Raw genomic sequence first — 14693 nt, 5'->3', positions numbered from 1 at the left:
ACAATGATGCAATTGAACTCACTTCACAACCCCTATCAACACCAGTCCGGAGCGACCCTGGCGGTGGCCTTAATTCTGCTGTTAGTTGTCACGGTACTCGGTATTTCCTCCGTGCAAACATCCTTGGTGGAAGAGCGTATGAGCGGTAATTTACGCGATAAACATATTGCTTTTGAGGCTGCTGAATCGGCTTTAGTTTCTGCTGAAGCGGCCTTAGCGACCCTCGACGACTATCCTACGCCAACCACATCTGGCACCAACGGCTTTTGGACGTTAGGTGCTCCGGGCGCAAACAAGTGGTGGAATACCAATAGCCTTGGTTGGTGGACGACGAACGGCCAAAGCGCCAGCGGCAACTCACTACAACATGCCGCACCTGTTTATATCTTAGAGGAGCGCACCTTCGTTCAAAAAGGTGAGAACCTCACTATAGGCACTGGCGAAGTTACCCAAGGCAAATATTACTACCAAGTAACTGCACGAGGTCAGGGCGGCAGCGCCGACACTCGCGTGCATTTGCGCACTACGTTTATTAAACGGTTCGACTAAAAACGCTGTGCCACTCATCTCCATTTGATCGATAAACGCTAAAGTTGTAGCGGGAAGGTAAACCATGAATTACCCAAAATTAAATATGACCACACTTGTATTAAGCGCAAGCATTGGTTTAGCCACGATTCATCCAAGCGTGCACAGCGCAGAATTAAACTTGGCCGATCAACCTCTATTTTTGGGTATCAGCACCGACCCCAATGTGTTTTTCGAGCTGGACGACTCCGGCTCGATGGACTGGGAAATTCTCACCGTACCCTACTATCATTATTGTCAGTACGACAGCAATGCGATCGGTAGCGTCAGCAGTAACGATTGCAGTACTGCACTTCGCGATGACGGCCTCTGGCGGGTTTACGGCAACTACAGCTTCCGTACCCTAGCCTACATCTTCGATAACGACGACAACGCCTATGGCGGAGAGTGCAACGGCTCTTACCCCAAACTTGAAAGTTGTGATACCGCTACAGTTCTCGACTCTGATTGGCGCGGAGTATCGTCGGATTTTAACGTCATCTACTACGATCCAACCGCGACCTACAATGCTTGGTCTGGAACAGGCTTAGCCGACGCTAATTTCAGCGCCGCGCGCAGCGACCCGCAACCAGCCATAGCCGCTATAGCCGCACAATCAGAAAGCGCTACCCAATATGCTATTCCAGCCCAGAGTGCTCGCGCCGAGCCGACTGGATACAGTCTCACACGCGATCTATCGGGGTTTACTTACTCGGTATGGATCGACTCCCACGGATTCGACACTGCTAATGGCTACCCACGCAGAGGCACCAATATCAATCGCACAAATGTCGCCAATGGTGTTGTCGATCTCTGGGATAATTTCTATCAATACACCGTAAATAGCAGCGACGTAACTTGGGAGAAAATTGAATGGAGTATCGATGCGACTACAGGTGCAATGACCAAGGTCGTTGCCGCCAGCGGTACCATTGCGGGAACCGCAACTGATCCGAATGTCACCCCCGCTCGCACGGCCGATGAAATTCGTCAAAACGTCGCCAATTGGTACTCCTACGCCCGCCGCCGCTCTTTTGTCGCCAAAGGCGCGGTAGGTGCTGTGGTATCGGGCTCACCAGGCTTCCGTTTTGGTCAATCCGTTATCAATAATAGTTACACGGTATTCAACGAAGTTCCCCCCGCAGGCGTTACCAAATACACCGGCTATAATGCCGCCCTGTTAAACGACCTCTACAGCTATAACTGGCCAGCCAGTGGCACCCCACTGCGCCGCGGTCTAGAGACAGCCGGTAAATATCTAAGCGGCAGGCTATACGGTAAAGGCAACCCAGTGATTCAGAGCTGTCAGCAAAACTTTACCGTGCTGTTTACCGACGGCTATTGGAACGGCGGAGACCCCGTCAATCCTGAAATCGAAGATCGCGATGGCGACGGCTTAAATAAAACACTGGCAGATGTTGCACGCTACTACTACGACCATGATTTAGACACAAGCGTAAACAACAACGTCGTGCCTAACGACGCCGACCCAGCCACCTACCAACACGTAGTGACCTTCCCTGTTGCCTTTGGTGTGAATGGCGACCTAGTCGACACAGATAACGATGGCTGGCCCAATCCTGAGCTAACGGAAAGCAGCACTTGGGGATCCTCACCCTATTTAACGGATCAAGGCAAAATCGATGATATGTGGCACGCGGCATACAACAGTAAAGGCGAGTATGTATCGGCGCAAACACCAGAGGAGCTGCTAAACAGTTTAACCTCAGCTCTAAGTGAAATTACTGAGCGCGATGCTGCCGCCGCATCCGTGGCTACCAGTACCGGTCAAATATCCTCGAGTACAGCAGTATTCCAAGCGCAATTTAACAGTGGCGACTGGTCCGGGCGTCTGTTCTCTTACTCACTGAATGCGGACAACAGTGTCAACACTAGCAGCCCTAACTGGGAAGCCAGCACTCGACTCGACTCACAAAATTACAATAGTGGTCGCGCCATTATCAGCAACAACGGCAGCCGTGGAATTCCATTCCGATTCCCAACAACCTACGGTAGCCTCGGCAGCAGTGAGATGAATAGCAGCCAAGTGGCAGAACTACTCGATAATTCTCCCTACGCCACAGGAACCGCCAGTGTCCTAGAAATTGCCGCCAACCAAACCTACGGGCAGAAAATTGTCAATTACCTACGCGGCGACCGTACCTACGAAGGCACGGCAACCGGCTACCTGCGACCACGCAGCTCGGTGTTGGGCGATATCGTAGAGTCAGACCCTAAATACGTCCCCAAACCTTCGTTTTTCTACCCCGATACACTAGAAAGCGCCAGCTATGCAGCGTTCAGAACCACCTACAGCAATCGCACCCCTATGGTGTACGTAGGAGCCAATGACGGTATGCTGCACGGTTTTAAAGCAAGTAATGGCGAAGAACTACTGGCCTACGTACCGTCCAGTGTTTATCACAACCTCGATGAGTTGGCGGATAGTGCATACGATCACAAGTTTTATGTAAACGCGGCGCCCACTGTTGTCGACTCTTTTTATGGCGGCGCTTGGCACACGGTACTCGCCGGAGCACTCGGTCGCGGCGGTCAAGGCGTTTTCGCACTGGATGTCACCAACCCGGCAAACTTCAATGAAGCTAACGCCAACAACATCTTCCTCTGGGAGTTTGATGATAGCGACGACGCAGATCTAGGTTATACCTACAGCGAACCATCTATTGCAAAAATGGCGAACGGCAAGTGGGCAGCGGTATTTGGCAATGGCTACAACAATACCGAAGCCGACGGTAACGCCAGTACCACCGGCCACGCCGTGCTTTACATCGTCGATATCAGTAATGGCGCCATCATCAAAAAAATAGATACCTTGGCGGGCACAACCGGAACGCCAAACGGCCTGGCATCACCCGCTTTGGTTGATATCAATAACGATTACATCGTCGACTACATCTACGCTGGTGACCTACAGGGTAATATGTGGAAGTTCGATGTAAGTGACAGCGCCACCAGCAAGTGGGAAGTGGCGTGGACACAAGGCTCCACAAAAATTCCGTTATTTACTACTGATACAGGCCAGCCCATAACCACCCGCCCCGCGATAGGAGCTCACGTTGATCAGGACGGTTTAATGGTTTTCTTCGGTACTGGACAATATATGGAAGTGGACGACAACGACTCCGCAGGCCAACCCGATCAGAGCTTTTATGGAATTTGGGATCAACATGAAGGCAATGCCAACGGCCTACCGGTTGAAAAAGCAGATTTACTGCAGCAAGAAATCGAGCACGAATTCAGCGCTACTTTAGAGGGCTACACCTATAAAATTCGCCTCACCACCAATAACGAGGCAAATTGGGAGAGCCACGAAGGCTGGTACTTAGATCTCGTCAACCGCAATGAAACACCTATCGACAACGAGGGCGAACGTCAGGTGTCCGACTCGCTACTGCGCAATGGCCGCATTATTTTTCCTACTCGGTTACCCAGTTCAGCGCCTTGCTCGCCGGGCGGTTCCAGCTGGTTGATGGAGCTAGACGCCGCTAACGGCAGCCGCCTAAACGACACACCTTTCGATCTTAACGAAGATGGCACCTTCAGTACCGATGATTTCGACTATAACGTATCGGGTATTCTGGATTCGCCAGCATCGGGAATCCAAACCGACAACGGTGTGGTAACCACCCCCGGCATACTCCGCGACGGCTCCAAAGAGGTGAAGTATCTCAGCGGTTCCACCGGCACAATTTCGGACTTCTCGGAAAGTACCGGCTCACAAAACATTGGGCGTCAATCTTGGCGCGAATTGGAATAGAGAGGCTTACCCATGAAACAGCTACAAACCTTGGTTTTAAGCGGCTTATTGCTCTTGGTTGCACAACTCATTTCTGATTCCGCGCTGGCAGAAGAGTCACGTTACACCGGCACCATTGAATCTGTTTCCCAGGAGGGGGAGCAGATCACCGTAAGCGGCCGCGACTATCGCATCAGCTATAAAGCATTAATCCTATTGGATGGTTATCGAATCAGTATCGATGCTCTCGAGCCCGGCCAACAAATCCGCTACTCACTCAAAGAAGTGGCCGGCGAGCAGTATATGAAAGTCGTAGAACTGCTGTTGCCAGCAGACGCAAAACGACCAATGCTAGAACATTAATCAGCCAATCCATTAGTTGCGAGCAATCACCATGAAACAAACCTCATCCCGCAGGTGTAAACCCGATCAGGGTTTCACCCTAGTTGAACTGATGATAGTTCTAGCGATTATTGCCGTACTGACGGCTTTCGCTTGGCCGAATTACCGTAACGGCGTGTTGCGCAGCCACCGGGCCGAGGCTATGGAGGCGCTTCTAGACGTCGCTCAAAATCAAGAAATGTTGTATTCAACTACCAATGCCTACTCCACAAACGCCAAACCCTTTTCTCCTACCGCCGCTACCCTAACAACCGAAAACGGCTACTATCTTATCTCCGTTGCCAACGGTGCTTGCGGCACGACCGCCTGCTTTAAAGCTACCGCCACAGCTCAAGGGGGGCAAGCCGAAGACTCGAACTGTTTAACCATGAGCATCGATAGCCTCGGCAGCAAAACCTCCACCCCTGCTGGGAACGACTGCTGGCCATAGCAAGCTCACCCTAAAAAACGGGAACTCCACGCAATTCCCACAACGGCCAAATTCACCGCAAATTATTCTCCGTGGCGTGTTAAACTCGCGCCCCTTCAAACACTTCAGCTGTTTTATTGATACGCATCGCTTGTCGTCTAGCACGATTTAGCGAACGTTCAGCAGCGATAATCCTTTTCTTTTCACCCAAATATCCGGGGCCTACATATGACCGACTCAACACCTTTAACCTCTACCGAAGCACGCGTAAGCTACGGCATCGGCCGTCAACTCGGCCAACAACTTGCTGCTAACCCATTCGACGGAGTTGTACCTGAAGCCGTTGCTCGCGGTGTGATCGACATTCTAGCCGGCGCTGAAAGTGCTGTTAGCCAAGAAGATTTAGAAGCAGCTTTCGCCGTTATCCGTGACAAGATGCAAGCAAAAGAAGCTGAGAATGCCAAAGTTTTTGCCGCAGAAGGCGAAGCTTTTCTAACTGAAAACGCCAAAAAAGATGGCGTTACCGTAACTACTAGCGGCTTGCAGTACGAAGTGCTAACAGAAGGAACCGGCGAAAAGCCTAGCGCCGAATCAACTGTGCGAACTCACTATCACGGAACCTTGATCGACGGCACTGTTTTCGACAGCTCAGTTGACCGCGGTGAACCAGCCGAATTCCCAGTAGGCGGCGTAATTGCGGGTTGGACTGAAGCCTTGCAAATGATGCCCGTCGGTTCCAAGTGGCGCCTCTACGTTCCCTATCAACTGGCCTATGGCGAGCGTGGTGCCGGTGGTGCAATTGGTCCATACACTGCGTTGATTTTTGACGTAGAACTGATTGCAATCGTTTAACCCTAGCCTTGATAACAGCTGTTCTGGAGTTGACTAAATGTGGTTTAAGAACCTACGAATCTATCGCCTTACTCAGGCATTCACCCAGTCGCCAGAGCAGCTCGCAGAAGCCCTAGAGGCTTTTGCGTTTCAACCCTGCGGCAATCTCGATAGCGCCCGCTTAGGTTGGGTTGCGCCACTCGGTCGCAGCGGCACAGAATTAGTTCACGCCACCAACGGTAATATTATGGTGTGCCAGAAGCGTCAGGAAAAAATTCTCCCCGCAGCGGTGGTCCGCGAACACCTAGAAGACCGCATCGCTGCTATCCAAGAGGAAGAAGGTCGACCAGTAGGGCGCAGCGAGCGCGACGGCCTGAAAGACGAAGTCATTTTTTCACTGCTACCTCGCGCACTCACTAAATCGACCGTTTGTTTTGCTTATATTGCCCCGAAGGAAAATCTTGTCTACGTGAATGCGTCTTCCGCGAAACGTGCAGAAGAGCTATTAAGCGGCCTGCGAGAAGCGCTTGGTAGCCTTCCGCTCAGCCCGCTAGTCGGTGTCAACCCACCGGTTTCAGCCATGACTCACTGGGTGAGAGAGTCGCAACCCCCCGCGCCCTTTACACTGCAGGAAGAATGCGAGCTACAAGCCCCAAAAGATGGGCGGGTAATTCGCTGCAAGAATCAGGATCTGTCCGCCGATGAACTGCTTAGCCATGTGCATTCCGGCATGGTTGTAAACAAGCTGGCACTTAGCTGGAAAGAGGCGATTCATTTTGTGTTGGACGATCAACTCGCCGTAAAGCGACTGAAGTTTGACGACAAGCTTCTGGAAATTGCCGGCGAACGACAGCCCGACTCGGTAGCAGAAACCTTCGATGCCGACTTCGCTATTATGGCGACTGAGCTCAAACAATTTAGTCTTGACCTGCTACTCGCACTAGGTGGGGAAGCTTAGCGTAATCAAAGGTACTCAGAGTAATTTGCAATCGGAATAATTTACACTCGGAGTACCTGCTATTTACGGCTATCCAAACACCAAAAAACCCAGCTTTATCTAACTCAGCTCCTGCTTGCACGCCCCGACATTACACATGACTGCACTCAGGACTTAAAACCCGTGCTGGTCACACAGTCTTCACTCATGTTCAACTAGAGTTCATTCACGAAATAACACACCCAACAAGCCTGAGAAGAAAACACTACATAAAAGGGAATAAATGTAATGGCTAACCAGCAACCCAACGCTGTCACTCGACCACAATCCGATCTTCTTCCCGCCCTCACGGGGATCCGTTTCTTTGCCGTCTTCCATATTTTTTTGTTTCATCTATGGACCCTTTTTAATATGGAGAAAGAGGGCGACTTCACCAATATGTTGATGGAAATAGGTGACTTACCACCGAGCCTAATCGCTTTTTTTTCCAACGGCTGGATGTCGACCAGCTTCTTTTTTATCTTGTCCGGCTTTATCCTCAGCTACCTCTACTGGGGTGAAGATGGAAAACTTGTCGGCAGCAGCAAACGGTTTTGGTTTTTACGCCTGTCGCGGCTATATCCTATCCACTTTATTACACTCGCATTAACGGTAGTGCCCTTAATGGGTTACCACCTACAGATGGGCACAAAAATATCGACACTGGTGCCAAGTCTACTTGGCACCGTTGCACTGCTACAGGCCTGGGTTCCTAGCTGGGTGCCCATGTGGAGTTGGCCGACCTGGACAATTTCTGCATTAATCTTTCTCTACCTCGTCATGCCTTGGTTAATGCGCTCCCTTAGTAAACTAAGCCTTAAACAACAAAAAATACTGCTGTTTTCGCTTCCCCTTATTTCATTAATCCCAACCATTATCTATGCCCAGTTTTTCCCGAGCGGCTCAGAACCCGTGCAACACTGGCAAATTTTCTTAGGTTCAAACCCATTATTTTGGGTACCGCAATTTGTCGCTGGCATGCTGCTCTCACGCGTGTTTGGCATTGTTCGTTACAACACCAACTGGAAACCCGCACAACCCTCGTGGTTTGCAATTGGCGACATCGCCTTACTGGGTGCCATCGCCCTAGCACTCTATCCCGATATTCAAGAGCCGTTTAAATACTTTTTAAGACATGGCTTAATGCTGCCGCTATTTATGCTCGTGATCCTCGATCTAGCCCGCGGTAAAGGTCTCGCTGCTCGACTGTTCGCTCTGCCTGGCACCGGCTATTTGGGTAATACGGCATTTGCCATTTTTATCTGGCAAAACTTGGTAATGACCTTCTGCTGGATAGCAACCCAAGCCCACGCCAGCTTCGCCAGTCAGTTATTTATAGTTTCCTGTATCGGAATTGTGATTATTGCAATCACCAGTACCTACCTTATAGAACGGCCATTGGCGCGGGTTCTGCGCCGTAAATACCTCGGCTCATAGCGAGCCGTTAGCGAAATCCGATTAGGGGTATCTGAAATCGCAATTGCACAGCTAGAACCCGGACACCTACAATACTCAGGCTTCCAAAACGCTGATTAGTTATAGAGACAAGGATAGCTTCAATAAAAGGGAATGCCGCAATAGGACACATGGACACTGACCACACTTCACAGGGTGTAGGTCATCAGAAAGTACGATCAAGGATGTGCACAGGGACATACAACAGGGCACTGTAGTATCGATCATCATCAGGACGAACCTTAGGGAATCCAACTTTCTGCATAGTATAGGGATATCAGGCTAGGATGCCTCACCTATTAAGGCTCAGCGTCTTCGAAGCAAACCAACAACGAATCCGGGACTGGAGTCTGGGTTGATGTTATTCCAAAGCATGGATAGCTTGCCACAAGGATGTGGCTTCCCTCCCCCATTTTGGCCGCACTCATACAGTAAAACCTTTACCCAACAAATCAGCTATTATCATTAGTAATAGTTGAACTGCGGCAAACTACTCTAACTAAGCTCTAGCAGCGCACTATACGCCCCACCTAACTAGTGGTAGCTTATCCAAACAACCGCCGCTCTCTTACTACTAACCCAGTACCAGAAAGGTATCAGCAATACTGAATACGTCTGTTAGAATTTGCCGAGCGTTATGGGCTTTCATCTGCTACAAAGAGACTTTTGACGACAGACTAGCTATAATCGCCCGATAAGAAAAATTTTGGAGAAGCACTCAATGAATTTCGCTCAAGCTAAGCTCTCAAGGCTTGACATCAAGTATTTCAAAGCTTTTTTGGCCGTAGCAGAATTCAAAAATTTCACGATTGCAGCTGAAAAAGCCGCTATGACGCAAAGCGTAGTGTCGCAGCATATCGCCAAACTCGAGGATCAGATCGGCCAACAACTGTTTTTGAGAACGGGAAAAGAAGCAGTTCTAACCGATGCGGGCCAACACGTATTCAAATTTGCCAATACACTTACCGAGAACGTTAGCGCTCTTTTCGAGACAATAAATAGCGATCACGACACCTTAGAGGGGCTGGTGCGATTCAGTATGCCTCCCAGTTGTATTCTCTCATCTCACTTCCCAATCTTGATGGAGCGAAGTCTAGAACACCCCCTGCTAGAGCTAAAAGTTGAACTGGCGCCTAATCGCGACGTTTACTGCGCCGTGCTAAATGCCAACTGCGACTACGGCTTTATCACCGAAATGGTGGAGTCACCAATGTTGCGATATCGACATTTCTGCCAAGAAGAATACATTTTAGTATCCGCACACTCGGAACATATGGCGAATCTAGATGGGGAGAAGTTACTTCATCAGAAATATATCGCCTACCCTGGAATGGAATGCTATATGAATCTGTGGCTCCAACATTGCTTCCCTGAAAAGCCGCACCTCTCGGAGCGATCCTTAACTCATGGCGGTGAAGTAAATACCATAGATGGGGCAATATTAATGGTTCGAGGAAAGCTTGGAATGTCCGTATTTCCACGCCATACAGTACAGAAATACATCGATGCAGGGGAGTTGTTTGAGTATCAACGCGAGGGGTTAGAGCCTTTGCTCAACTCTATTTACATTGTGACCCACAAGAATGTCCAGCAACCAAACCGCGTTAAAGCCGTGATCAACTGGTTTCTAGATATGTACCCAGACAGACCGAAAAGCGACTACAGCTGACATCTACGCAAATACCACGACCCTTATCGAACTCAATAGTGATCGCTAGAATCAGAGGGAGTTTAGACTTGTGGCGAAGAAGGGATTGTGTGGAAGTGCTCGGCTAACTCAGGCGGCAAGAAGGGCCTACCGCGTTCATTTAAAGAAGTACCGATAATTCTAGCCTGAAACATCAGCGCGCCGTCCGCTATTCGATGGATATCCTGCATAAACTCAAAGCGTACCCGCGAAGACTGACGCAAAATAGTACCAACAGTAAATTCGTCGCCACTTTGTAACGGCCGTTTATAGTCCAACTCTGCGCGTACAACAACGAGATTAATCTTGCGTAATGCTAGAGCTGCAAAATCAACACCTACTTGGTGCAGAAATTCGTGGCGCGCATGCTCAATATAGTTCTGATAAACACTATTATTGACCACACCCTGAATGTCGCACTCGTAATCGCGAACCTTGAGCTGTAGCTCGTGCTGATACCCCATATTAGCTATTCCCGACACGTCGTTTACAGGTGCGGTAACTGATAACGCTGCAGCACTTCTGACAACACTCGACTCGTATCGATACAATGCTGGTAGTAGCGCTCTTTAGCCTGCTGCCAATCCCACACCGAAATATGCTCAAATACCTCACGGTATGCAGCGCAGGTATCTGTTGGCTTCGGGCGCAACTTAAGCGTAATCATTCTCGCTCGCGCACACTGAGCTCGAACAGTGCGAACCATCAATTCCAAGCGTCTGTTGCCCGCTAATGACAACAATAGTCCGTGAAATTTGTCTTCGGCGACAGCCCAAGTATCTAAATTGTCACATTCCAGCGCAGCTGCCATTTCTTTCACAGCATCTGCCATTGGGATCAACATATCGGAACTGGGCTTTTGATTGCACAGCAGCTCAACCGCCATACATTCCAAACCGGTTAACACTTGATTGATTTCAAGCATATCTCCCGGCACCAAAGGTAAGACGCGCATACCTCGGCGAGGAATAAGTTCGATGAGTTGCTCAGCCTCAAGTCGAATCAAGGCTTCACGAACAGGGGTTCGACTAACACCGAGCTTTTTCGCAATCTCGGGCTCCAATGCTTGAAAACCTGGCGGGAATTCATTGGAAAGGATGCTAGCTCTAAGTTTTCGGTAAGCCTGCTCTACACGAGACAAACTTCCTTCAAGCTCTGGTTGTATCTCACTCATCTTTATAATCTTTATAGTTGCGATCGGAGAAGGTAGGAGCATGAATCCGTTTAAGCTCCCTCACATCAGTGTGAAGTTAGTCCTGAGAGTGGCGCAAATTGTAACACCTCAACTAATTTTTTGTGGAGTAGTTCAAACTCGTTTTTAGGTAATACGCGTCACTTTTTTGTCATTTTTTTGCTCACAAAGGAAAAATGACGGGATTATCGACGCCTTGTCGCCTTAAGAACAAAGCCATTTCATTGACTGAAACAACTAAGAGGGGTTTTGTTTGAGCCAAACGTACCTCCTTTTCTCAACTCTTCGGCAATTGGTCACCGAGGAAACACACAGTTAGGGAAGGATCTGTACTAGAATAGGCCTTATTTATTAATGCGGAGGGTGGCACCTCCATCTAAACTGACTAATGAAACCACTTAAAACTAAAGCCCAAATTCGAGACGAAATCGCTCAACAGGTTGCCAGCTACATCGCAGATGGTGGCGATGTTAGGGATGTCCCCCGAGGCTTGAGCGGCAACATTAATAACAGTAATCTTTTCAGCGCCTCTACCAGCTTTGAGCCAAAGCACGAGCGCACGCCGTTAAACGATGTTATTCAGCAACTGGATGAACGAAAACGTAACAGCAAGTTACACCCACCTAAACGTCACCGCCAACCGACTAAGAAGTTAATTACCGACGATTTTGGCGAGCCGCTGCGCTGGGTTTGGAAGGACGAGTAGTAAAGACACGCTGTAGTACTGAGCTCTAAACCCACAGCAAGGTTAACATGTTATGCATTACTGGCTATTTAAAACTGAGCCTCAAGAATTCTCCATTCAAGACTTAGCCTCAGCTAAAAACAAAACGACTCGCTGGGACGGTATCCGCAACTATCAAGCACGAAACTTCATCCGCGATCAGATTCATCTAGGTGATGAAGTGCTGATTTACCACAGTCAAAGTAAGCCGAACGCAATTGTTGGCGCTGCCAGAGTGGTAGCTGCCCCCTATAATGATCCAGCTCAATTTGATCCAGAATCGAAATACTTTGATATCAAGTCAACCCCCGATAAACCCCGGTGGTTTTGCGTCGATATACAACTTATCAAGATATTTGCTCGCCCACTTGCGCTGGAAACAGTTAAACGTGATGAGCGTTTGGAAGGGATGGTGTTATTAAAGCAGGGACGACTGTCGATCCAACCGGTTAGCGAGAACGAATACTCGCTGATTCGCCGCTTGACCGAGTCTTAACGCTGCAATATCGACCAAGCCACCACGCTACTACACCATGCCGACGCTCAAAGCCACCACGTAGCTAATAACCGAAATCGTTAACAACACGCCGCCTATCACCGCCAATAATAACCAAGGCCGAAACGCTGGACGCTCGTAGGAATTAACATTGCTTTTCAGGTAATCATCGACCTTCTTCTGGTCGTCTGGAAAAAGTTCCGGCATAGCGGTTTATCTCTTTTTTCTACTAGATGGCAGTTTTTTGAATTGGGTTGATACTCAATGATTAGCATATCCCAGCGGCTGCCAGTTTAAAACCAATCGTCATCCATCGCCATTAATGTTGTCGATCCAGATTCCACCCGCGCTGCCAACAGATCAAGCTCAGGGAAAATGCGCGCAAAAAAGAATTTAGCCGTCGCAAGCTTAGCGGCGACAAACGCGTCTCCGTAGTCGCTAGTTTGAGTAGCGGCAACCGCCATGCGCAGCCACATATAGCCATAGCCCACCAACCCCAACATCGCTAAATAATCGACGGCGGCAGCACCTACTGCATTCTTATCAGTGGCGGCCTGTTGTAGAAACTTCTGCGTGCTGTGTTCGAGTTTGGCGATACCAGTATTTAATTGACTCACCATTTCCGCTAAAACACTCGGCTCAAGCGATGCGGTAAATGCCGTTATATCGGCGATAAATATCCCGAGAAGCTCACCGTTATTCGCCAGCGTTTTACGTCCTATTAGATCCAGCGCCTGTATGCCATTGGTGCCCTCATAGATCTGCGTGATTCGAATGTCGCGTACCAGCTGCTCCTGCCCCCACTCACGAATATAGCCATGCCCGCCGAATATCTGCTGGCCGTCGATTGCCGCGATCAGCGCTCGGTCAGTCAAAAAAGCTTTCGCCACCGGCGTTAGTAAACTCACCATCTTCTCGGCGTGCGAACGGCGCTGCAGGTCGTCGCTGAATTTCGCAATATCCAACCACTGCGCGACATACAGATAAAAAGCGCGCCCGGCTTCTGTCGTCGCCCGCATCGATAACAGCATCCGTCGTACGTCCGCATGAACCAACAGCGGATCGGCCGCCTCTTGCGGTTGCTTTGCACCATCGGCGCTGCGCCCCTGGATACGCTCGCGTGCGTAGAGAATTGCATTCTGGTAGGACATTTCCGCCGCACCTATTGCCTGCACACCAACGCCGAGTCGCTCATAGTTCATCATAGTAAACATACAGGCCAACCCTTGGTGCGGCTCGCCAACTAACCAACCTTTGGCGCCATCAAAATTCATAACGCAGGTCGCGGAGCCTTTAATTCCCATTTTTTTCTCGATAGAACCACAGCTAACGGCATTGCGCTCGCCACATTCGCCCTGCTCGTCCGGTAGGAATTTAGGCACAACAAACAATGAAATACCGCGCGATCCTGACGGCGCATCGGGTAATTTGGCCAATACGAGGTGGACAATATTCTCCGCCATATCATGCTCGCCCCAGGTAATAAAAATCTTCGTACCCGTAATGGTATAGGCGCCGCCTGCGAGAGGCTCAGCTCGCGTGCGAATTAAACCGAGGTCCGTACCACAATGAGGCTCAGTTAAATCCATAGCGCCAGACCATTGACCGCTATACATTTTTGGCAGAAAGGACGACTTCAGCTCTGTTGAAGCGTGTGTATCGAGTGCCAGAGCGGCGCCGGCGGTTAGCATTGGCGCTAGCCCAAACGACATACAAGCGCCCTGAACACATTCATCCGCCATAGCTACGAGAGTTTTCGGCATGCCCATACCATCAAATTCGGGATTGCCACTCAAGCTACCCCAGCCACCGTCACAAAATAATTTGTAGGCGTCCTTAAAACCTCGCGGGGCAACAACATCTCCGTCGCGCCAATGGCTACCCTCCTCATCGGCCTCGCGGTTGAGGGGGGCAAGCTCCTCCTGTGCAAGTCGAGCAACCTCCTCGAGAATCGCTTTAGCCGTATCGACATCGACATCTGCCAGGCTCGACATAGAGCTCCATAGATTTGGCAATTTAAAAACATCCGCCAGTAAAAACTGCATATTGTTTAGGGGAGCTTTGTAGTCAGCCATGGTCTATCACCTTGTTCGATTTATTAGTATTTAATAACCATAGTCAATCCTGACTCAAAATGGCTATACACCACGTCCAATTTTAACGTTAGTTGTTTGGATTTTATTAGGAATGACGAGAT

Annotated in this window: 14 protein-coding genes; 10 read left to right on the top strand and 4 right to left on the bottom strand. The window is 49.6% G+C overall.

Annotation, left to right across the window (positions count from 1 at the left end; translation table 11 throughout):
- Positions 1-3 precede the first annotated feature (3 nt).
- The 8 genes from IDZ20_RS04060 to IDZ20_RS04025 all read left to right on the top strand — a co-directional run bounded on the left by IDZ20_RS04060 (position 4) and on the right by IDZ20_RS04025 (position 10066).
- The gene (locus IDZ20_RS04060) at positions 4-549 is read left to right on the top strand and encodes a pilus assembly PilX family protein (RefSeq protein WP_245792093.1); all 546 of its coding nucleotides are present in this window, start codon (positions 4-6) and stop codon (positions 547-549) included.
- Between the two features lie 64 nt (positions 550-613).
- Positions 614-4345 (top strand): pilus assembly protein, encoded by a 3732-nt coding sequence (locus IDZ20_RS04055; RefSeq protein WP_188150137.1) that lies wholly within the window; start codon positions 614-616, stop codon positions 4343-4345.
- A 12-nt stretch (positions 4346-4357) separates the two neighbouring features.
- Positions 4358-4687 carry a hypothetical protein gene (locus IDZ20_RS04050; protein ID WP_188150136.1) on the top strand — a complete coding sequence of 110 codons (330 nt, stop codon included), beginning with the start codon at positions 4358-4360 and terminating at the stop codon, positions 4685-4687.
- A 31-nt stretch (positions 4688-4718) separates the two neighbouring features.
- The gene (locus tag IDZ20_RS04045) at positions 4719-5156 is read left to right on the top strand and encodes a type IV pilin protein (RefSeq protein ID WP_188150135.1); all 438 of its coding nucleotides are present in this window, start codon (positions 4719-4721) and stop codon (positions 5154-5156) included.
- Positions 5157-5363: 207 nt separating this feature from the next.
- Positions 5364-5987 (top strand): BamJ family beta-barrel-assembly machinery protein, encoded by a 624-nt coding sequence (bamJ, locus tag IDZ20_RS04040; protein WP_188150134.1) that lies wholly within the window; start codon positions 5364-5366, stop codon positions 5985-5987.
- A gap of 37 nt (positions 5988-6024) precedes the next feature.
- Complete coding sequence (gene rdgC / locus IDZ20_RS04035; protein ID WP_188150133.1) at positions 6025-6924, top strand: recombination-associated protein RdgC; 900 nt, start codon at positions 6025-6027, stop codon at positions 6922-6924.
- 267 nt (positions 6925-7191) lie between these two features.
- The gene (locus IDZ20_RS04030; RefSeq protein ID WP_188150132.1) at positions 7192-8379 is read left to right on the top strand and encodes an acyltransferase family protein; all 1188 of its coding nucleotides are present in this window, start codon (positions 7192-7194) and stop codon (positions 8377-8379) included.
- A gap of 739 nt (positions 8380-9118) precedes the next feature.
- Positions 9119-10066 carry a LysR family transcriptional regulator gene (locus tag IDZ20_RS04025; protein WP_188150131.1) on the top strand — a complete coding sequence of 316 codons (948 nt, stop codon included), beginning with the start codon at positions 9119-9121 and terminating at the stop codon, positions 10064-10066.
- A gap of 62 nt (positions 10067-10128) precedes the next feature.
- On the opposite strand, the gene IDZ20_RS04020 is transcribed toward IDZ20_RS04025, so the two are convergent.
- Positions 10129-10548, bottom strand: a complete 420-nt coding sequence (locus IDZ20_RS04020; RefSeq protein ID WP_188150130.1) for an acyl-CoA thioesterase — start codon at positions 10546-10548, stop codon at positions 10129-10131.
- Between the two features lie 23 nt (positions 10549-10571).
- Positions 10572-11258, bottom strand: a complete 687-nt coding sequence (locus tag IDZ20_RS04015) for a GntR family transcriptional regulator (RefSeq protein WP_188150129.1) — start codon at positions 11256-11258, stop codon at positions 10572-10574.
- Between the two features lie 406 nt (positions 11259-11664).
- Between IDZ20_RS04015 and IDZ20_RS04010 the strand changes: the two genes are divergently transcribed.
- Together IDZ20_RS04010 and IDZ20_RS04005 are read left to right on the top strand one after the other, a co-directional pair.
- Complete coding sequence (locus tag IDZ20_RS04010) at positions 11665-11982, top strand: hypothetical protein (RefSeq protein WP_188150128.1); 318 nt, start codon at positions 11665-11667, stop codon at positions 11980-11982.
- Between the two features lie 52 nt (positions 11983-12034).
- Positions 12035-12496 carry an EVE domain-containing protein gene (locus IDZ20_RS04005; RefSeq protein WP_188150127.1) on the top strand — a complete coding sequence of 154 codons (462 nt, stop codon included), beginning with the start codon at positions 12035-12037 and terminating at the stop codon, positions 12494-12496.
- Between the two features lie 30 nt (positions 12497-12526).
- Here IDZ20_RS04005 and IDZ20_RS04000 read toward each other — a convergent pair whose 3' ends face one another.
- The gene (locus tag IDZ20_RS04000; RefSeq protein WP_188150126.1) at positions 12527-12703 is read right to left on the bottom strand and encodes a DUF3094 family protein; all 177 of its coding nucleotides are present in this window, start codon (positions 12701-12703) and stop codon (positions 12527-12529) included.
- Between the two features lie 86 nt (positions 12704-12789).
- A complete protein-coding gene (locus tag IDZ20_RS03995) occupies positions 12790-14571 on the bottom strand; it encodes an acyl-CoA dehydrogenase C-terminal domain-containing protein (protein WP_188150125.1) in 1782 nt (593 codons plus the stop codon).
- Positions 14572-14693: the final 122 nt, after the last annotated feature.

Source organism: Teredinibacter waterburyi (assembly GCF_001922985.1).
GTDB classification, from domain to species: domain Bacteria; phylum Pseudomonadota; class Gammaproteobacteria; order Pseudomonadales; family Cellvibrionaceae; genus Teredinibacter; species Teredinibacter waterburyi.
The sequence above is the reverse complement of the archived record's forward strand: the minus strand, read 5'-3'. Positions and strand labels throughout refer to the sequence as shown.